General features: G+C 33.1%; 22 protein-coding genes. 20 read left to right on the top strand and 2 right to left on the bottom strand.

Annotated elements, in window-relative coordinates; genetic code table 11:
* The first annotated feature begins 58 nt into the window (after positions 1-58).
* The 12 genes from gcvH to FLAPXU55_RS09930 all read left to right on the top strand — a co-directional run bounded on the left by gcvH (position 59) and on the right by FLAPXU55_RS09930 (position 9123).
* Positions 59-439, top strand: a complete 381-nt coding sequence (gene gcvH / locus FLAPXU55_RS09985; protein WP_053471664.1) for a glycine cleavage system protein GcvH — start codon at positions 59-61, stop codon at positions 437-439.
* Positions 432-815 carry a VanZ family protein gene (locus tag FLAPXU55_RS09980; protein WP_180857533.1) on the top strand — a complete coding sequence of 128 codons (384 nt, stop codon included), beginning with the start codon at positions 432-434 and terminating at the stop codon, positions 813-815. Before gcvH ends, FLAPXU55_RS09980 begins: the two co-directional genes overlap by 8 nt.
* 114 nt (positions 816-929) lie before the next feature.
* The gene (gene deoC, locus FLAPXU55_RS09975) at positions 930-1673 is read left to right on the top strand and encodes a deoxyribose-phosphate aldolase (protein WP_180857532.1); all 744 of its coding nucleotides are present in this window, start codon (positions 930-932) and stop codon (positions 1671-1673) included.
* An 18-nt stretch (positions 1674-1691) separates the two neighbouring features.
* Complete coding sequence (locus tag FLAPXU55_RS09970) at positions 1692-3806, top strand: energy transducer TonB (RefSeq protein WP_180857531.1); 2115 nt, start codon at positions 1692-1694, stop codon at positions 3804-3806.
* Positions 3807-3964: 158 nt separating this feature from the next.
* Positions 3965-4867 (top strand): heme o synthase, encoded by a 903-nt coding sequence (cyoE, locus tag FLAPXU55_RS09965; protein WP_053471660.1) that lies wholly within the window; start codon positions 3965-3967, stop codon positions 4865-4867.
* A 2-nt stretch (positions 4868-4869) separates the two neighbouring features.
* On the top strand, positions 4870-5457 hold the full coding sequence (locus tag FLAPXU55_RS09960; protein ID WP_053471659.1) for a cytochrome c oxidase subunit 3: 588 nt from the start codon (positions 4870-4872) through the stop codon (positions 5455-5457).
* 42 nt (positions 5458-5499) lie between these two features.
* Positions 5500-6486, top strand: a complete 987-nt coding sequence (locus FLAPXU55_RS09955) for a cytochrome c oxidase subunit 3 (protein WP_053471658.1) — start codon at positions 5500-5502, stop codon at positions 6484-6486.
* Between the two features lie 18 nt (positions 6487-6504).
* Positions 6505-6855, top strand: a complete 351-nt coding sequence (locus FLAPXU55_RS09950) for a cytochrome C oxidase subunit IV family protein (protein ID WP_053471657.1) — start codon at positions 6505-6507, stop codon at positions 6853-6855.
* Positions 6856-6933: 78 nt separating this feature from the next.
* A complete protein-coding gene (locus FLAPXU55_RS09945; RefSeq protein WP_180857530.1) occupies positions 6934-7590 on the top strand; it encodes a hypothetical protein in 657 nt (218 codons plus the stop codon).
* Between the two features lie 12 nt (positions 7591-7602).
* Complete coding sequence (locus tag FLAPXU55_RS09940; protein ID WP_180857529.1) at positions 7603-8289, top strand: SCO family protein; 687 nt, start codon at positions 7603-7605, stop codon at positions 8287-8289.
* 2 nt (positions 8290-8291) lie between these two features.
* Entirely contained in the window at positions 8292-8876 is a 585-nt protein-coding gene (locus tag FLAPXU55_RS09935; protein WP_180857528.1) for a DUF420 domain-containing protein, read from the top strand.
* A complete protein-coding gene (locus FLAPXU55_RS09930) occupies positions 8866-9123 on the top strand; it encodes a hypothetical protein (protein ID WP_180857527.1) in 258 nt (85 codons plus the stop codon). Before FLAPXU55_RS09935 ends, FLAPXU55_RS09930 begins: the two co-directional genes overlap by 11 nt.
* A gap of 29 nt (positions 9124-9152) precedes the next feature.
* Here the strand turns inward: FLAPXU55_RS09930 and FLAPXU55_RS09925 are convergent, their stop codons facing one another.
* Positions 9153-10559 (bottom strand): DUF4403 family protein, encoded by a 1407-nt coding sequence (locus tag FLAPXU55_RS09925; protein WP_180857526.1) that lies wholly within the window; start codon positions 10557-10559, stop codon positions 9153-9155.
* Between the two features lie 178 nt (positions 10560-10737).
* Between FLAPXU55_RS09925 and FLAPXU55_RS09920 the strand changes: the two genes are divergently transcribed.
* The 8 genes from FLAPXU55_RS09920 to tsaB all read left to right on the top strand — a co-directional run bounded on the left by FLAPXU55_RS09920 (position 10738) and on the right by tsaB (position 18830).
* A complete protein-coding gene (locus FLAPXU55_RS09920) occupies positions 10738-11439 on the top strand; it encodes an ABC transporter ATP-binding protein (protein ID WP_180857525.1) in 702 nt (233 codons plus the stop codon).
* A complete protein-coding gene (locus FLAPXU55_RS09915; RefSeq protein ID WP_180857524.1) occupies positions 11432-12676 on the top strand; it encodes an ABC transporter permease in 1245 nt (414 codons plus the stop codon). The genes FLAPXU55_RS09920 and FLAPXU55_RS09915 overlap by 8 nt, the downstream gene beginning before the upstream one ends.
* 3 nt (positions 12677-12679) lie before the next feature.
* Positions 12680-13945: an ABC transporter permease gene (locus FLAPXU55_RS09910; protein WP_180857523.1), complete on the top strand. Its 1266-nt coding sequence runs from the start codon at positions 12680-12682 to the stop codon at positions 13943-13945.
* Between the two features lie 42 nt (positions 13946-13987).
* Complete coding sequence (locus FLAPXU55_RS09905; RefSeq protein ID WP_180857522.1) at positions 13988-15106, top strand: efflux RND transporter periplasmic adaptor subunit; 1119 nt, start codon at positions 13988-13990, stop codon at positions 15104-15106.
* Between the two features lie 81 nt (positions 15107-15187).
* Positions 15188-16573, top strand: a complete 1386-nt coding sequence (locus tag FLAPXU55_RS09900) for a TolC family protein (RefSeq protein ID WP_180857521.1) — start codon at positions 15188-15190, stop codon at positions 16571-16573.
* Positions 16574-16579: 6 nt separating this feature from the next.
* The gene (locus FLAPXU55_RS09895; RefSeq protein ID WP_180857520.1) at positions 16580-17869 is read left to right on the top strand and encodes an efflux RND transporter periplasmic adaptor subunit; all 1290 of its coding nucleotides are present in this window, start codon (positions 16580-16582) and stop codon (positions 17867-17869) included.
* A 9-nt stretch (positions 17870-17878) separates the two neighbouring features.
* Positions 17879-18130, top strand: coding sequence for a hypothetical protein (locus FLAPXU55_RS09890; RefSeq protein ID WP_180857519.1), 252 nt, complete (start codon positions 17879-17881; stop codon positions 18128-18130).
* A gap of 25 nt (positions 18131-18155) precedes the next feature.
* A complete protein-coding gene (tsaB, locus tag FLAPXU55_RS09885) occupies positions 18156-18830 on the top strand; it encodes a tRNA (adenosine(37)-N6)-threonylcarbamoyltransferase complex dimerization subunit type 1 TsaB (protein WP_180857518.1) in 675 nt (224 codons plus the stop codon).
* A gap of 8 nt (positions 18831-18838) precedes the next feature.
* Here tsaB and FLAPXU55_RS09880 read toward each other — a convergent pair whose 3' ends face one another.
* Entirely contained in the window at positions 18839-19651 is an 813-nt protein-coding gene (locus FLAPXU55_RS09880; protein ID WP_180857517.1) for a mechanosensitive ion channel family protein, read from the bottom strand.
* Positions 19652-19732 lie beyond the last annotated feature (81 nt).

Genomic DNA, 19732 nt, shown 5'->3' with positions numbered 1-19732 from the left:
AGAAGATTATTACATTTGTTGCTGAATTATTAAAATATCAATTTTCAAACATACTATTATGAGCATACCAGCAAATTTAAAGTACACAAAAGATCACGAATGGGTTAGCATCGAAGGAGATGTTGCGACTGTAGGAATTACTCATTTTGCACAAAAAGAGTTAGGGGATATCGTGTATGTTGAAGTAGAAACTTTAGATCAGACACTTGATAAAGATGAGGTTTTTGGAACAGTTGAAGCTGTAAAAACAGTTTCTGATTTGTTTTTGCCTTTAACTGGAGAAATTATTGCTTTTAATGAAGATTTAGAAAGCGCTCCAGAAACTGTAAATTCTGATCCTTACGGAGCTGGATGGATGATTAAAATTAAAATTGCTGATGCATCAGAAATAGATAGTTTATTATCTGACGAAGCTTATAAACAACTTATCGGTGCCTAAACAATTATTGTTAATCTGGGCAATTATCTGCTCTGGAATCATTGCGTATTTTTGTTTAATAGATTCAAGTAATATTCCGGTGGTAAATTTTCCGAGTATTGACAAAATTGTGCATTTTTGTTTTCACTTTGGCTTTACAATTTCCTGGATCTTATTCTTTAAGAAAGAGCTTAAAGGAAAAGATGCGAACGATTACAAGGCGTATTTGATTTCGTTTATCTTTTCTGTTTTCTTCGGAATAACAATCGAAATTATGCAAAGTGTTTTAACAACAACACGAGCATCAGATGTAACAGATGTTTTAGCAAATGCATTAGGTGCATTCGTAGGCGTTTTTTCAGCAATAGCTTTTAAAAAACAAATCGATAAAATATAAGAATATAATTACCCACTTCGGTGGGTTTTTTATTGGCATAAAATCAAGCTTTTAAAACAGTATTTTTTCTGAATTTAAATGTATTTTTGCCCCATTCGATCTAACTTCAATATTATGAATGTTAAGCAATACTTAGATTCTACTTATTTAAAAACTGCTGCTCAAGCCGGAATTTCGGAAGAGGAGAATAGTATTGTAGTTAAAAATGCAATTGCAGAAGCGATTCAGGAAAAGTTTAAACTCATCATGATTCGGCCTGAATGTGTGAGTCTGGCGAAAGAAATGATCTTAAAAGAAAATTCGAATTTACTGGTTGGTACCGTAATAGATTTTCCACAGGGAAATTCAAGTTTAGAATCTAAGATCAAGGAAGCAAATGAAGCGATTGAAAATGGTGCCGATGATTTAGATTTTGTCTGCAATTATGAAGCTTTTAAAAATGGAGAAATTTCATTAATAAAAGAAGAAATTCTAATAGGCAGCCAAATAGGATTAGCCAGCAATAAAACAGTAAAATGGATTATTGAAGTTGCGGCATTGACAGATAAAGAAATTATTCAGCTTTCGGCTCTAATAAAAAATGTTGTTATATCGAATTTTAAAGAAGAAGATTATGCTTCCGTTTTTGTAAAATCATCAACAGGTTTTTATAAAACCGAAAATAATCTGCCAAACGGAGCTACAATTCAAACCATTATAATGATGCTCGAAAATGCATCCCCTTTGCCGGTAAAAGCTGCCGGAGGTGTTCGCTCGTATGAAGATGTAGTAGAAATGATTCGTTTAGGAGTTAAACGCATCGGGACTTCGGCAGCAAAAGCGATCGCAGACGGAAAAAATGCCACAAATCAATATTAAATCATAAGCCCCAATCTAGTGAATAAGTTTTTTTTATCTTTTTTTATCAGCCTGTTTACCTTACTTGGTTTTGCACAGCAGACTAATGTCACACCTGCTTTTACTTCAGAGCAGTTTCCTATTTTTCCACATTGCGAAAATCTTCAGTCTAAAAATTTAGAAAACTGTTTTTACAGAGAAGTGCAGAATTTTGTATATGATAATTTTCAAATTCCCGAAAACTTAAAACAAAACAATTACAAAGGAGAAGTAAAAGTGCTTTTTGAAGTTGATGCAAACGGAGGATTTAAAGTAATTTACGTAAATGCAGCAGATGATTTACTAGTTGAAGAAGCAAAACGTGTTTTTGGAAAATTCCCGAAAATAAAACCTTCGACTTATAACGGAAAACCGACTTATTCAAAATACACTATCTCAATTGATATTCCTTTAAAAAGTGCAGATCAGATTGCAGCAGAAGCTTTGGCAGCATCTGAAATTGAAAAGCCAATTGAAAAACCAATGACAGAACTAGACAGTATTGTATACAAAAAATACAATATGCCTGAATTTGAAAGTCATTTAAATATACCATTTTCGCATAGTTATTACGCACAGTTTGATGGCGCAATGAACCAAGTAGGAAGTAATAATCATACGGCCTCAAAACCGTATACTTATGCTGAGGTTTCAAAATATTATAATTTAAAAGCGGTAAACGAATCGCTTCAGAAAAAAGTTTCAGGTTGGTGGGGAAGAAAACTTTGGAACGAAAACCTTGTTCAGATTCAAGGTGAAGATTACTGGCTGGCATTAAACCCAATTCTTGATTTGCAAATGGGAAAAGCGTCAGATCTTGATGCTTCTTATTCGTATGTAAATACGCGCGGGCTTAATTTTAGAGGAGGTTTAGGAAAACAGATTAATTTTACGACAACTATTTTTGAAAGTCAGGGAAGATTTGCAGGTTATTACAATGATTATGCAGAAACATTAAAACCTTCTGGTGGAAATCCGGCAATTATTCCGGGAATGGGAATTGCTAAAAGATTTAAAACAGATGCTTACGATTTTCCTTTGGCGGAAGCCAATATTACTTTTGCGCCAAGTAAAATATTTGACTTACAGTTAGGTTACGGAAGAAATTTTATTGGAGACGGATATCGTTCTTTGCTTGAAACAGACGGTGCAAGCCCTTATCCTTATTTTAAAATCAATACGACTTTCTGGAAAATTAAATATACCAATACTTATATGTGGCTTAAAGATGTTCGTCCAGACGTAACGGTGGACAGAACGTATGCAAGCAAATATATGGCGAATCATTATTTGAGCTGGAATGTTTCGAATAAACTGAATTTAGGTTTCTTTGAATCGGTAGTTTGGACAGATACCAACAATAGGGGATTTGATGTTAATTTTGTAAATCCTATTATTTTTTACCGTTCTGTAGAGTTTGCTTCATCATCCCGAAGCGGAAATGCGCTTTTAGGAATGACGTCTAAATACAAATGGAATAACAATGTTAATTTATACGCTCAGTTTTTATTAGATGAATTCTCGATTGGCGATATGAAGTCCGGAGATCAAAGCTGGAAAAATAAATTTGGTTACCAGTTAGGCGCTAAATATTACAATGCTTTTCATGTAAAAGATTTGCTTTTACAATTAGAATACAATCACGTTCGTCCTTATGTGTATTCTCATAGTGATCCAATTACGAATTATGGCCATAATAATCAAAGTATTGGGCATCAATGGGGAGGAAACTTTGAAGAATTTATTGCAATTGGCCGTTACCATAAAGGACGTCTTTTTGCCGATGCTAAATTTACGGTTGGAAAAAGAGGTTTGGATTTTGATACCGCAGAAAACACTTATAATTACGGAGGAAATATCTATAAAGACTATGATTTAAACCGTCCTTATGATACAGGTGTAAAAGTGGGTCAGGGAAATAAAACGAGTATTTTTATTGCCGATATACAAGGAGGATATTTAATAAATCCGATCACAAATTTAAAATTATTCGGAAGTTTCATTTACAGAAATTTTGATCCAACACAGGAAACGGCAACAACATTTAAGCAAAGTACGACCTGGTTTACTATTGGTTTACGTTCAGATGTCTTTAACTGGTATTTTGATTACTAGAATTTTTAATAAGATTTTTCGAAATAATAGTGTTAAAGATTGGAAAGTTCTTATTTTGTAGAGGTTTTATTGGAAAAAATCTAATTTTAAAGTTCCAAATTCTATAATCTAATTTGTACATTTGCACCACTCAAAAAAAATATACAAAGACTACGGTATTGAACGCTGCTAAAAATACAATTTCAATCAAATCAATATTTCTGGATTTCAAAGAGATAACTAAGGCCGGCTTGGCTATTAGTGTTTTGTTTTCTTCAATCGCCGGATATTTATTAGGAGTTAATGACGAACACCCTTTTAAGTGGAGTGTTCTGCTTATTTTGTCAATTGGCGGTTATTGCATGGTTGGAGCTTCAAATGCTTTCAATCAGGTAATTGAAAAAGATATCGATTCTTTGATGGATCGAACAAAGAATCGTCCGGTTCCTTCCGGAAGAATGTCTCCTGTAACGGCATTAATTGTTGCAAGTCTGCTTACTATAATAGGTATTGCATTGTTGTACACTATCAATGCAAAATCGGCAATGTTTGCCGCAGTATCAATATTTTTATATACAAGCATATATACACCATTAAAAACCGTAACTTCATTGTCAGTTTTTGTTGGTGCGTTTCCCGGAGCAATTCCATTTATGTTAGGATGGGTTGCGGCAACCGGAGAATTTGGTATCGAAGCCGGAACATTATTTTTAATTCAGTTTTTCTGGCAGTTTCCTCATTTTTGGGCCATTGGATGGTTTTTGTATGATGATTATGCAAAGGCAGGTATTTTCATGCTTCCAACGGGAAATAAAGATAGAAAAACAGCTTTGCAGGTTATTTTATATACGATTTGGTTAATTATTGCTTCCTTATTACCAGTTTTAGGATATACAGGGCAGTTGTTTATTTCGCCAATCGCAGCAGTTTTAGTGTTTTTATTAGGTTTATGGATGTTATTTTATGCGGTGCGATTGTATCAATTAAGAACACCAAAAGCAGCAAGAACATTAATGCTGGTAAGCGTATCGTATATTTCGTTGCTTCAAATTGTATTTATAGTAGATAAATTTTTAAGATAGTTATGGAAATGGCAATTCAAATAAGTGAAGAGCAGGTAAGAAAATCAAAATCGGCAAAACTGATTTTGCTGTTCGCAATGGTAAGTATGACCATGATGTTTGCAGGACTTGCAAGTGCATTTGTGGTAAGTAAATCAAGAGCAGACTGGTTGAGTAATTTTCAAATACCAACTGCATTTTATTTTAGTACAGCAGTTATTATTGGCTGTAGTGTTACTTTTTATTTAGCGAAAAAAGCAATCGAAAAAGGAAACAGAAGCGCAACTTCTGCATTTCTTTTAGGAACATTTGGTTTAGGAATTCTATTTGTATTTTTACAATTTAGAGGTTTCGGGCAAATTATCGAAAGCGGTTATTATATGACAGGACAAGGTAGCTCAATTACTACAACTTTCCTTTATGTAATTGCGCTTATGCACCTATTGCACTTGGCAGGCGGATTAATTTCGCTTTTAATTATAATTTATAATCATTTTAAACAAAAATACAATCCGACTCAAACTCTTGGTATAGAACTAGGTGCGATGTATTGGCACTTTTTGGATTTATTATGGGTATTATTATTTTTATTTTTATATTTCTTTAAATAAGAAAAAAACGTAAATTTGGGAACTTTTTAACGAATATCTTTTATGGAAGCGACAGTTACTACTGCAAATAACGACGAAAAAACTTGGGGAGGCGGTGAGCATATCCAGCCACTAGGAGCAAGTTATGGTAAAATGATGATGTGGTTTTTTATCGTATCAGATGCCTTGACATTCTCTGGATTTTTAGGTGCTTACGGTTTTTCTAGATTTAAATTTATTGAAACATGGCCATTGGCTGACGAAGTGTTTACTCACTTTCCTTTTATGCATGGTGTTTCGGCTCCTATGTATTATGTAGCCTTAATGACTTTTATCTTGATTTTCTCATCTGTAACAATGGTATTAGCTGTTGATGCAGGTCACCAATTAAAGAAAACAAAAGTTGCTGTGTACATGTTCTTAACTATTATTGGAGGTTTAATTTTCGTTGGTTCTCAAGCTTGGGAGTGGAAAAACTTCATTAAAGGAGAGTACGGTGCAGTTGAAACTAAAGGTGGAAGTTTATTGCAGTTTGTTAAAGCAGATGGAACAAGAGTTGCTCTTGCAGATTTTGCAGTAAAATTGCCAGAACAAAGACAAGAATTAACAAGAAGCCATGCAACTTGGTTCGTTCAGGATGCAGAAACACAGCCAACTTATACAGTTGCTGAAATTCAGGCAGGTTTTAAAGCACACCCTGATGTATTAATCAGAACTGAAAAACTTACTGCTGAAAAGAAAAAAACAGTTTTAACAAGAGCAGAATCAGAAGCTCGTTTAGCTGATGCAAAATATGTAGTAGAAGGAGCAAACCTAACAAGAAATGAATACGGTAGTAAACTATTCGCTGATTTCTTCTTCTTCATCACAGGATTCCACGGATTCCACGTATTTTCTGGAGTTATCATTAATATCATTATTTTCTTTAATGTATTATTAGGAACTTACGAGAAAAGAAGAAGCTACGAAATGGTAGAGAAAGTTGGTTTATACTGGCACTTTGTAGATTTAGTTTGGGTATTTGTATTTACAGTTTTCTACTTAGTTTAATTTTAGATTTTAATTATTATGTCACACGAGCACGTATCAAATACAAAAAGAATCTGGTTTGTTTTTGCATTACTATCAGTAGTAACTACAGTAGAAGTTATCCTTGGTATTTACAAACCGGGAGTATTAGAGTTTAATCATTTTGTTGGTTTGAATTTGTTAAACTGGATATTTTATATCTTAACAATATTCAAAGCTTATTATATTGTATGGGCATTCATGCACATGGAAGGTGAAAAAAGCAGCCTTAGATGGTCTGTTGTATCACCGGTTATTTTCCTGGTATTATATTTATTGTTCATCTTGTTGACAGAAGGACACTATATTTATGGGGTTTTTAAAGATTCTACTATTAAATGGAATTTTTAACATGATATTAATTCGAAAAGAAGCTCCGTTTAACGGAGCTTTTTTTATTTTTGTACCTCAATAACTTCCGTTAAAACAATGAAAAAAAATATAGTTCTTTTTGTGCTTTTTGTTTTACCCATTGTAGCCTATTTGTTTTTTGCTTCAGGTGTAAATAGTTTTACAAAACTTCCCATAATTACCCCAAAAATTGCTGACTTTGGAAACTGGAAATCTCTCGACGGCAAAAAAGTTTCTTTAGATAAAAAAATCACTATACTAGGTTTTTCAGGCTCAGATATTCTTGAAAACAGAGGAAATTATTTCAACTTAAATGAAAAAATCTACAAACGTTATAACGGTTTTGAAGATCTTCAGTTTGTAGTTTTATGTCCGCTGGGAACTGAAAAAGAAGCTCAGAAAATTGTTGATGCCTTATCTCCTTTTACAGATGTTAAAAATTGGAATTTTGTTTTTGCTGCACCAGATGATATTCAGGCATTTTATAATCAATTACACTTAAAAGGAAAACTGAATGATAAATTGGGTACATCAAATGTTTTCATTGTAGATAAAGAAAGAAACTTAAGAGGCCGCAAAGGCGGAAATAAAGATAAAAAAGACGAATACAAAGAAGGATACGATACTTTTCATCCATCAGAACTAAGTAATGAAATGCTGGATGATTTTAAAATCATTTTGTATGAATATCGTGCCGCTCTTAAAAAGAACCATAACGCCACAAAACAACTTTAAAATACACATATAATGTTCAAAAATAAATCTTACATAGGGATTTCGTTTATTATTTTGATTTTCGGAATCTATGCAGTGCCAAAAATTGTTGACAGAATTAAAAATGGGGATGTTGTAAAAGGGAATCGTTTAGATAATGTTGGTTCTAAAAGTTCTAAAGATGCAAAATTATTGACGATTGGTGCAGCTCCAAAATTTGAATTGACCAATCAGGATAACGTTAAAGTATCTAATGCAACCTATAGAGGAAAAGTATATGTTTTAGAATTTTTCTTCACAACTTGTCCGTCAATATGTCCAAAGATGAATTTGAGCATGCTGGAAATCGAAAAAACATTTTTTGGTAATCCTAATTTCGGAATCGTTTCTATTACCATTGACCCAACTCATGATACACCACAGGTTTTAAAAGATCACGCAAAATTATTAGGTGTAAAATCTTCTAACTGGAATTTTTTAACTGGAGACAGAGCCACAATTATGGATTTGTCGAACAAAGGTTTTAATCTTTATGCCGGAGAAAATTCAAAAGTAAGCGGAGGTTTTGAACATTCTGGATTGTTTGCTTTGATTGATAAGGACGGAAACATTCGCTGCCGAAAAGATGAATTTGGAAACCCAAATATTTATTACGATGGTTTAGATAAAAAAGGTGTTAGAGAAATTCAGGAAGATATTAAAATACTATTAGAAGAATAAAAATGGAAGATCATTCATTAGAAAAAAAATACAATAAATATATTATTGCGGTTTCAATTGTTATACCGGTACTTGTAGGGATTCTTTTTGCAATCAAATTAAAAGATTTTGGAATCAATGTAGAACCACTTTCTTTTTTACCTCCAATTTATGCTTCTACAAACGGTCTTACAGCGATTGTTTTAGTTGCAGCAGTAATTGCCGTTAAAAACGGAAAACTTAAACTGCACGAACGTTTAATGACTTTTGCAATTGCTTTGTCATTGGCTTTTTTGGCGATGTATGTTGCGTATCACATGACTGCTGATTCCACTAAATTTGGAGATATAAATCATGACGGAATTTTAGATGCAGTAGAAAAAGCTAAAATTGGTGCTGTTAGATATTTATATGCATTTATTTTAATCACACATATTCTTTTATCCATTATAATCATTCCGTTTGTATTGGTAACATATGTGCGAGCACTTGCGAAGCGTTTTGATAAACACAAAAAAATAGCTAAAATAACATTTCCGCTTTGGTTATATGTTGCGGTAACAGGTGTTGTAGTTTATTTAATGATTTCTCCTTACTATGCAAACTAAAACTCAAAACTCAAATTCCAAATTCCAAAGCTTTATTCTTGGAATTTGTATTTTCCTAATTGGAATTTCGGCGAATGCACAATGTGCTATGTGCCGTGCCGCACTTGCAGGAGATTCTAACATAAAGAAAGCAGAAGCTGTAAATGACGGAATCGTTTTTTTGATGATAATCCCGTATTTACTTGTAGCCATAATTGGTTTTCTTATTTATAAGATGTACCGATCTAAAAAGAAAAATGCAGTATAATTATACTGCATTTTTTTATTTCAATTCGCTTATTTTAATCCGTTTATGGAGACATTCACAGTTCCGTTTATTTTGATAAAAGCGATAATTGCCTGATTGGTTAGTTGAATTTTATCAAACTGAATATCTTCCATTTTTCCGTTTACAAAAACGCCCGGCATTGGCGAATAATTTTTAAGATAAGCAGCCATGCTTTTTTTGCCTTCTTCTAAATTAGGCTGTATCGAATATCTGCAGCTTTCTTCCATCTTTCTTAATACAAAACCTTGCGCAAGCCAGTTTGCAGTTCGCATTAGTTTGCTTTTAGTATCTAAAACATAATCCAGTTTGTCGAAATAAATTTCCTTTGTCTGTGCATTATATTGCGGAATTCCGTTTAAATAAAGCGTTCCGTCTATAGAACCTAGAACATCAAGCGCAATAATCATTTTTCCGTTTTTGTGCCAGATCGAAACATTTTTAACGGTTACTTTTTTACTTCCTGAACCAAATTCCTGTCCGGCAAAATTCTTCGTCATAATTTTTGAAGCATCCATATAACTTGAAATCGCTGCAATATTTGCCGATATCTGATTTGGGATTTTAGTAACTGGTTTCAAAACAATTTTACTCGCATTAAATTTAGATTCAGGCTGTTTGCCGACAATAGTTTCCATATTGCATTTCATTCCCATTTCGAGTAAAAAAGAATCATTTTTCAGTTTTGCATTGGTAGAATAAACTTCAACAGGAACAATTCTTAACCAGCTTTCATAAGTATCGCTCATTTGAAAAGGTGTACAGATTTTTTCTAAAGCCGATAAAACATTCGGTTTAAAATCCATAGATTTTTCGATTGCCTCATCGATCTTATGTTCCAGTTTAGATTTAAAAATGGAGATTGCCGGATTAATCAAATAAGTAATCGGCATATTTTTTCCAAAAACCGTCATCGTTGGACTTTCGTTCCAGTCTAAAGATCTGAATTCAGTTTTAGTGTTTAATTTCCAATTCGTTAAAGCAACATCGCTGGATAATGTAATAACACCATTTAAATTAAATTCTCTCGTATCGTAAAGTTCAATACCCATTTTTTTTGTTCCAATTCGGTATTTAATAGTCGCTTTTAACGGAAGAATCGTTTTTATTTTTTTATCCGAATTAGCAGGATCGTTTTGAATTTTTATAGGAGCCTGTTTCCAGATTTTCATTTCAATATCATCATCTTCAATATTGTTATCTTCATAAATTAACCCATTTAAGAGTGTATTGGTTTGATTTTCAATATCATTCAGTTTAACCGTAATAGGCAGATTTATAAAGGAAGGATTGGCATCATAAATTAGCGGACTTGCATCATCTGGTTCTGGTTTTAAAGTTTCTAATTTTTGAGAAGTTGAACAGCTAAAAAATGTGGCAGTTACTGCAAACACTGAGATTATGGAAAAAAATTTCATAATTAATGATTTTTTTAAGTGAAGCAAAATTAAGAAAACTATTAAATTATCCTGATAAAGTGTAACATTTGATAACAACTGCCGTCTTATTTAGATAATGAAACACAATTATTAACGTTTTATTATCATAATTTACTTATAAAATATATTATTATTGTTTTAAAAATTTAACAATACCATGATCGAAATTAAAGATTTGCATAAATCCTATAAAATGGGAAGTTCGGAACTGCATGTGTTGAAAGGAATAAATTTTAATATTGCCGAAGGAGAATTAGTAGCGATTATGGGATCATCTGGATCTGGAAAATCGACGCTTCTTAATATTTTAGGAATTCTGGATGAAGCCGATTCTGGTAGTTATATTTTAGACAATACGCCAATTAAAAAATTAAACGAAACTCTGGCTTCAAGATACCGAAACAAGTTTTTAGGTTTTGTTTTTCAGTCTTTTAATTTGATCAATTATAAATCAGCATTAGATAACGTTGCTATGCCCTTGTATTATCAGGGTGTAAAAAGAAAAGAGCGTTACGATATTGCAATGAAATATCTTGAAAAAGTAGGTTTGGGTTCACATTCTCATCACTTACCAAACGAACTTTCTGGAGGACAAAAACAACGTGTTGCAATTGCAAGAGCATTGGCCTCGAACCCAAAAGTTTTACTTGCCGATGAGCCAACAGGAGCTTTAGATACCAAAACTTCTTATGAAGTTATGGAACTTATTCAAGGAATTAACGATGAAGGAAAAACAATTTTGATCGTTACACACGAACCTGATATTGCCGCAATGTGCAAAAGGAATGTAGTCCTGAAAGATGGATTAATTATCGACGATAAATTAGTAGAACAAGTTAGAGCTTCATCTTATGTTTAATATTGAGCGTTGGCAGGAAATATTTGATGCAATTTCCAAAAACCGACTCCGAACTTTTTTGACAGGAGTATCGGTGGCCTCGGGGATTTTTATTTTGGTGATTTTGCTTGGAGCGGGAAAAGGGCTTCAAAACGGTATTGAAAAAAGTTTTGAGCGTGATGCTACTGGTCTTATTGAAGTTTGGTCAGGAACTACAACTAAAGAATATAAAGGATTAAATCCTGGCAGACAAATTCAATTTAGAAATAGCGATTATAATCAATCGGTTCAAAAATTTGGTGATAAATTAGAATTAAGGTCTGCATCATATAATTTTTGGGGAGCTTCATTTACATATGGGAAAGAATCGGGTACTTATCAATATAAAGGAGTAGATCCTGATTATGCCGGAGTTGAAAATCTTACTATTGTTCAAGGTAGATTTGTTAATAGCAATGATTTGACAAATAATGAAAAAATTGTTGCTATTGGGATGAAAATAAAAACAGATTTGTTTAAAGACAAAGATCCTTTAGGAAAAGAAATTGCAATCAATAATGTCAATTTTAAAGTAGTAGGAGTTTTTACAGATCCTGGTGGGGAGAGAGAGGAAGCGAGGGCGTATTTACCTAAAACAACTGTTCAGAGAGCTTATGGAGGAGGAGATAAAATAAGTAACATTTTCTTTACTTTAAAAAAGACAAAAGATTATGATGAAGCTTTGGCTCAATCTGAGAAATTTACTCAAGATTTAAAGGCTTTACTTAGAAGTAAAAATATGGTAGCCCCTGATGATGATGGAGGGGTAAATGCCTACAACTCAGTTAAAGATGTTAAGCAATTTTATGATTTGAATCTTTATATCAGGCTATTCTTTTGGTGGGTTGGAATTTGTACGATTATAGCCGGAGTTGTAGGGGTAAGTAATATTATGCTTATTATTGTGAAAGAAAGAACCAAAGAAATTGGAATTAGAAAGGCGCTTGGAGCGTCACCATTTTCTATTATTTCTATGATCCTTCATGAATCTATTTTTATTACCACTGTTGCTGGTTTTATTGGTTTGCTGGCAAGTTTGTTATTGCTTGAATTTGTTGGTCCGCAAGTACAAAGCGAATATTTTGTGAATCCGCAGGTTGATTTTAGCGTAGCATTCACGACGCTTATTTTACTTGTATTTGCAGGTGCGATGGCAGGTTTTTTTCCTGCATACAGAGCCGCCAAAATTAGACCTATTGTAGCACTTAGAGAAGAATAAATTATGTTTAAGAAAGATAATTGGGATGAGATTTTACAGGCTCTGACAGCAAATGTTTTTAGAACAATCTTAACTGCATTTGGAGTGTTTTGGGGTATATTCATATTAGTGATATTACTTGCAGCAGGACAAGGTTTAGAAAACGGTATTAAAAAAGGATTTGACGGAATTGCCACAAATACAATGTTTATGTGGAGCCAGACAACCTCTAAAGCGTATAAAGGCCTGCCAAAAACACGTCGTTATGATTTTAGAAATAGTGATGTTGCAGCTTTAAAAGCAGCGCTGCCGGATTTATTATATGTTTCGCCAAGAAATCAGTTAGGAGATTTTAACGGAACAAATAATGTGGTTCGAGGTACAAAAACGTCTGCTTTTACCATTTATGGAGATTATCCCGAGTTGATCAAACAGCAGCCAATGGATATTATAAACGGAAGATTTATAAACCAGCAGGATATTCTGGATAAAAGAAAAATAGCTATAATTGGTAAAGGTGTTATTAGTGAACTTTACGGAAAAGAAGAAGAACCTGTTGGGACTTATATCAAAATTAATGGTGTCAACTTTATGGTTGTAGGTGTTTACAAATCTAAACAGCAAGGTGGAAATGCAGAACAGGAACAAAAAAATATTTTTATTCCGTTCACGACTTTTCAACAGGCTTTTAATTATGGAGACAAAGTAGGATGGATGGCACTTACGGCAAAAGATGAAACATCGATTACCGACTTGAAACCTAAAATTTTAGAAATAATAAAAGGACTTCATTCCATAAATCCTGCAGATGATAGGGCAGTAGGGAATTTTGATTTGTACGAGCAATTCAATAAAGTGCAGAGTTTATTTAATATCTTGAAAATCATTGCCTATTTTGTGGGGACATTAGTTTTGATTTCGGGTGTTATTGGAATCTCAAACATTATGCTGATCGTAGTTAAGGAACGTACAAAAGAAATAGGAATTAGAAGAGCTTTAGGGGCAACTCCGGGAGCAATTCGCAGTCAGATTTTATCTGAGTCTATATTTTTAACAATCATTTCTGGAATGTTTGGTATTGCCGTAGCAACAGGAATTATAGCCCTCTTAAACATGGCGCTGGATTCGATGCCGCCCGGAAACGATACCATGTTTGCTAATCCAAGTGTCGACTTAGGAGTTGTATTTGTTGCTTTAATTATATTAGTAGGATCTGGTTTACTGGCAGGATTTATTCCGGCACAGATCGCAATTAATGTAAAGCCCGTAGATGCTTTACGAACAGAATAAAATTATCAATCAAAAAAATAATCGATTAAACTAAAAAACAAAATGAAAAAAGGAGTAACCGTAACCATTTTAATTTTAATTGCTATAGTCTTTTTTGGCGCACTTTACTATTTATACGCAAAGAATCAAGAATCGCCAATTGTTTTTAAAACGGAAAAAGCAGAGATTAAAACAATCGTAAAAAATACAATTGCGACTGGTAATATTCAGCCTGATGAAGAGGTATTAATCAAACCAAATATTTCAGGTATTATTGAGCAGGTTTATATCAAAGCGGGAGAAAAAATAAAAGCAGGAGATATGATCGCTAAAATTAGAGTTGTAGCCAACGTATCTAATGTAAGCAGTACTCAAAATCAGGTTCAGACTGCCAAAATTGCTTTAGACAATCAGGAGAAAATCTTTCAGAGACAAAAAACACTTTTTGATAAAGATGTAATTTCTGCCAATGATTTTGATGCGGCACAAGTAGCTTACAAACAAGCAAAACAAACGTATCTGGCTGCAAGACAAAACTTAGATATCGTTAAAACAGGTACAACGACTTCATTAGGAAGTTATGCTAATACCTTAATTCGTTCAACAGTAAACGGAATGGTTTTACAAGTTCCTGTAAAAGTGGGTAACCAGGTTATTGAAAGTAATAATTTCAACGAAGGAACTACAATTGCAAGTGTTGCCGATGTTGGAAGAATGATTTTTATTGGAAAAATTGACGAATCTGAGGTTGGAAAAATCAAAGAAAAAATGGCAATTGAAATAACTGTTGGAGCAATTGAAAATAAAAAATTCGAAGCAGTTTTAACTGATATTGCACCAAAAGGAGTTGTAGAAAACGGAGCAATTCAGTTTGAAATAAAAGCAAGATTAGAAAATAGAGATGATACATTTATTAGAGCCGGTTTAAGCGCAAATGCATCTATTATTCTTGAAAAAGCAGATAAAGTTCTGGCTATAAAAGAATCATTAGTTCAATTTGACAAAAAAACTCAAAAACCATATGTAGAAGTTGAAACAGCACCTCAAAAATTTGAAAGAAGAGATTTAGTTTTGGGTGTAAGCGACGGAATTTACGTTCAGGTTAAAAGCGGAATCAAAAACACAGATAAAATTAAAATCTGGAATCAGGGTTTAATTGACGAAAAAGAAGAGAAAAAATAATTTGAAGCTGTAAAGAGTTTTTTGGTTTTAAAAAATGTTAAATTTGCGTAGTTTGGTTGACTGCGCTTTCATTCAAAATATATGAAAATAAATAAATATAATAGTCTTGTTTTTGCTATGTTGTTCGGGTTTGGATTAGCCGGACACGCACAATCAAAACAATGGACATTGGAAGAATGTGTGAGATACGCATTAGATAATAACATTACAATTAAATTATCTGAACTGGATGTCAAAACTGCAACGATTGACAAAAGAGGAGCATTAGGAAGTTATCTTCCAACAGTAAATGGAAATGCTTCACATTCATGGAATATCGGTTTGAACGTTAACCCTGTTACGAATATTGCGACTACACAAACAACACAATATTCTTCATTAGGGGTAAACGCAAATGTTGATATTTACAAAGGTCTGCAAAATCAAAATGCATATAGAAGAGCTAGTCTTTCTATTATAGCATCAAAATATCAACTGCTGAAAATGCAGGAAGATATTTCGTTGAATGTTGCCAATGCTTTTCTTCAGATTTTATCGAACAAAGAAGATTTAAAAATAAAGAAAGAACAATTAGCGATCGACGAAAAACGTTATTCGCGTTCTGAAGAAATGGTAAATGCCGGAACGATTCCGCGTGGTGATTTGTTTGATTTAAAAGCGACTGTAGCAACAGATAAACAAAATATTACCGTTTCTGAAAATAATTTATTGATTTCGAAATTAAGTTTGGCTCAGCTTTTACAATTAAAAGAATTTGCAGATTTTGATGTAATCGATGATACAAATGCTAAAGATGAAAATAATATCATGGCGCAAAGCCCAATCGATATTTACAATAAAGCAAAAGAAACAAGAACAGAATTAAAATTAGCTCAGACGAATCTGGAAATTGCCGAAAAAAATGTGGCTATTGCAAAAGGAGCTTATCAGCCAACTTTGAGAGGTTTTTACCAATTCAGTACCAGCGCAAGTTACAGTGATCGATTAATTGGAACTGATGGTGCTGGAAATCCACTTTACGCAGGTCCGGATCCTGTTTTTCAACAGTTTAGTGATAACAAAGGGCATAATTTTGGTTTTCAGTTAAGTGTTCCAATATTTAATGGCTTCTCTGTAAAAAACAATGTTGAAAGAAACAAAGTAAGTTTAGAGAAATCTAAAATAGATTTAGAGCAAAAAAGTTTAGATTTGCAACGTAACGTTTATACAGCATTTACAGATGCAAAAGGCGCTTTAAATACTTATGAATCTTCAACGATTACTTTAGAAGCAAGACAGCAGGCATATAATTATGCTAAAGAAAAGTACGATGTTGGTTTAATGAATTCATTTGATTTTACACAAGCACAAACTTTGCTGACAAATGCACAATCTGATGTTATCAGAACGAAATACGATTACATGTTCAAAATAAAAATACTTGAGTTCTATTTCGGAATTCCAATTGTTCCAATTATTACAAAATAATTTATTATGTCAAAAAAAACAATTTACTTCTTAGTTGGCGGAGCTGTAATTATTATCATAGCATTAATAGGGCTTTCCAAAGCAGGAGTAATAGGAAACAAAGATGAAGGAAAAGAAGTTGAAACATCAAAAGTAGCTGCTTCAACAATTGTAGAAACAGTTTCGGCAACAGGAAAAATCCAGCCGGAAATTGAAGTAAAACTTTCATCAATGGTTTCCGGTGAAATTATTGCATTAAATGTAAAAGAAGGCCAGGTTGTAAAAAAAGGCGATTTACTGGTAAAAATAAACCCTGATTTGTATACTTCAGGTTTAGAAAGATCAGTAGCAAATTTATCTGGAACTAAAGCCGGTTTAGTGCAGTCTGAAGCCAGTTTTAAGGAGGCAAAAGCAAATTATGAGCGTAATAAAACGCTTTATGATAAAGGTGTAATTTCAAAATCAGATTGGGATAAAGCCATATCAACTTATGAAGTCGCAAAGGCAACAAAACAATCTTCTTACTATAATGTTCAAAGTGCTTCGGCTTCTGTAACAGAAGCCAGAGACAACTTAGGACGTACAACAATTTATGCTCCTGCAGATGGTACAATTTCGGTACTAAATGTTGAATTGGGAGAACGTGTTTTAGGAACGCAGCAAATGGCTGGAACAGAGCTTTTAAGAGTTGCGAATCTTAATAACATGGAAGTTGAAGTTGATGTAAACGAAAATGACATTGTAAAAATTAAAATAGGGGACGAAGCAAATGTTGAAGTTGATGCCTATCTAAAAAAGAAATTTAGAGGTGTTGTAACTAGTATTTCAAATTCTGCAAGTACAACATTAACTTCAGATCAGGTTACCAATTTCAAAGTTAAAGTTCGTATTTTAAAAGAATCCTATCAGGATTTATTAGAAGGGAAACCAGCAGCGTATTCGCCTTTTAGACCAGGAATGACAGCTACTGTTGATATTATTACAACGACTAAAAACAATGTTTTAGCCGTGCCAATTAGTTCTGTTGTAGTAAAGTCAGATACAACAGCCGTTACTGACTTTAAAGTAGAAGATCCAAACGAGAAAAAAGCTGCTCCAAAAAGCGATAAAAAATTCGAATGTGTTTTTGTTAAAGTAGGGGACAAAGCTAAAATCAGAATTATTAAAACAGGAATTCAGGACGATACAAATATCGAAGTAATGTCTGGTTTGAAACCGGGTGATGTGATAATTACAGGGCCTTACACAACAGTTTCTAAGGAATTAAATTCAGGAGATAAAGTAAAGCTTAAAAAAGCGGATGCTCCAAAAAAATAAATTTGTAGTATGATTTCATTATGTGGAAGCGTACCAAACGGTTTTTTTGAAGCAATTGGTATTGGATTTATTGTTATTTTAGGAGTTCTTTTTTACACGCATTATAAGGCGTATACAAGTAAATATTATACCGAAGAATATGTTTATTTTTCTAGCGGAAAGAAGGTTTTACTTTATTTACTTTTCTTGGCAATAAGTATATGTGCTGTTCCTGTACTAATTATAGTGTCGCTTTATGTGTATACTAGAATTTCTAATTAAATATAAATACTTAAAATTAAATACATTGTCTTTCATTCTCAATATCGAAACCGCTACCAAAAACTGTTCAGTCTCAATTGCAAAAAATGGAGAAACCATTCTCTGTAAAGAAATTGCTGAAGAAGGATATTCGCATGCTGAAAAACTTCATGTTTTTATTGAAGAAGTTATTGCAGAATCAGGCATTTCAGTTCAGGATTTAAAAGCCATTGCAGTAAGTCAGGGACCAGGTTCTTATACAGGTTTACGAATTGGGGTTTCGGCGGCAAAAGGATTGTGTTTTGCATTAAATATTCCGTTAATTGCTGTAGATACTTTGCAGACTTTAGCGTCAAAAGCAAATGTTTCTGACGGAAAAATTATTCCGATGCTGGACGCCAGAAGAATGGAAGTATACAGCGAAATTTTTACTGCTGATTTAGAAGTTGAAAGAGGGATTCAGGCTGAGATTATTACAGAAGAATCTTTTGCAGCCTATACAGAAAAACTTTATTTCGTTGGAGATTGTGCAGAGAAATGCAAATCAGTTTTAAATAAAGAAAATTTTGTATTTTTAGAAGAAATCAAATACCCTTCGGCAAGAGAAATGAGTAAAATCAGTTTTGATAAATATCAAAAAAGCGACACTGTTGATGTCGCTTATTTTGAACCTTATTATTTAAAAGATTTTATGATGACACTGCCATCAAAAAAACAATAATCTAATTTTTATTTTTGAACGGTAAACGGCTGGACAGAAATTCCTGCTTCGTCTAAAGCTGCTTTGCAATTTTCTAAAGTATCAGAAAAAACAGATCCGTAATTAATATTTTTTGCCCACGGACGAACTGCAAAATCCACAGAACTTGCTGATAAATTTTTCACAAAAACTTCTGGTGCGGGCTTTTTAAGAACCTTTGGATTTTTATTTAAAACATCCAATAAAACTTCTTTCGCCTTTTTAATATCAGAATCATAAGAAACAGAAAAAGTCAAATCGGCTCTTCTTTCTCCCTGCATCGAATAATTAATAATAGTTCCGTTTGACAATGCGCCATTTGGAACAAAAACCGTTTGATTATTTCCGGTAAGCATTTTGGTAACAAAAATCTGAATCTCTAAAACCGTTGCAATAACTCCCTGAGCCTCGATTGTATCTCCAACCTTAAAAGGCTTGAAAACGATAATCAGCATTCCGCCCGCAAAATTCGAAAGCGAACCCTGAAGTGATAAACCAATTGCAAGACCCATTGCACCCAGAATAGCTACAAACGAAGAAGTCTCTATTCCCAGTTTTGAAATAAAAGTAACAAACAATAAAACTCGAAGTGCCCACAATAAAATGTCAGCAAGGAATTTGGTCAATGTTGGGTCAAGATTTCTCTTCACCATTACTTTTCTAATTACTCTGTTGATTAATCGAATAGCATATAGACCAACAAATAAAATCAGTAATGCTGAGATTAGTTTTGGAGAATAATCGATTAAAATATTGATGAATTTTGTAGCGTAATTGCTAAACTGTTCAGGATTGATGTACATATTATTTTGAATAAAAAAACCTTCTCAAAGAGAAGGTAAAATGATTTTGCAAATATAGCTATATTTTGTTTTTATATGAAA

The sequence above is a fragment of the Flavobacterium panici genome, assembly GCF_903819335.1.
In the GTDB taxonomy this organism is placed as follows: Bacteria; Bacteroidota; Bacteroidia; order Flavobacteriales; family Flavobacteriaceae; genus Flavobacterium; species Flavobacterium panici.
Note: the sequence above shows the minus strand (reverse complement) of the source record. Positions and strands in the feature narration are given on the sequence as shown.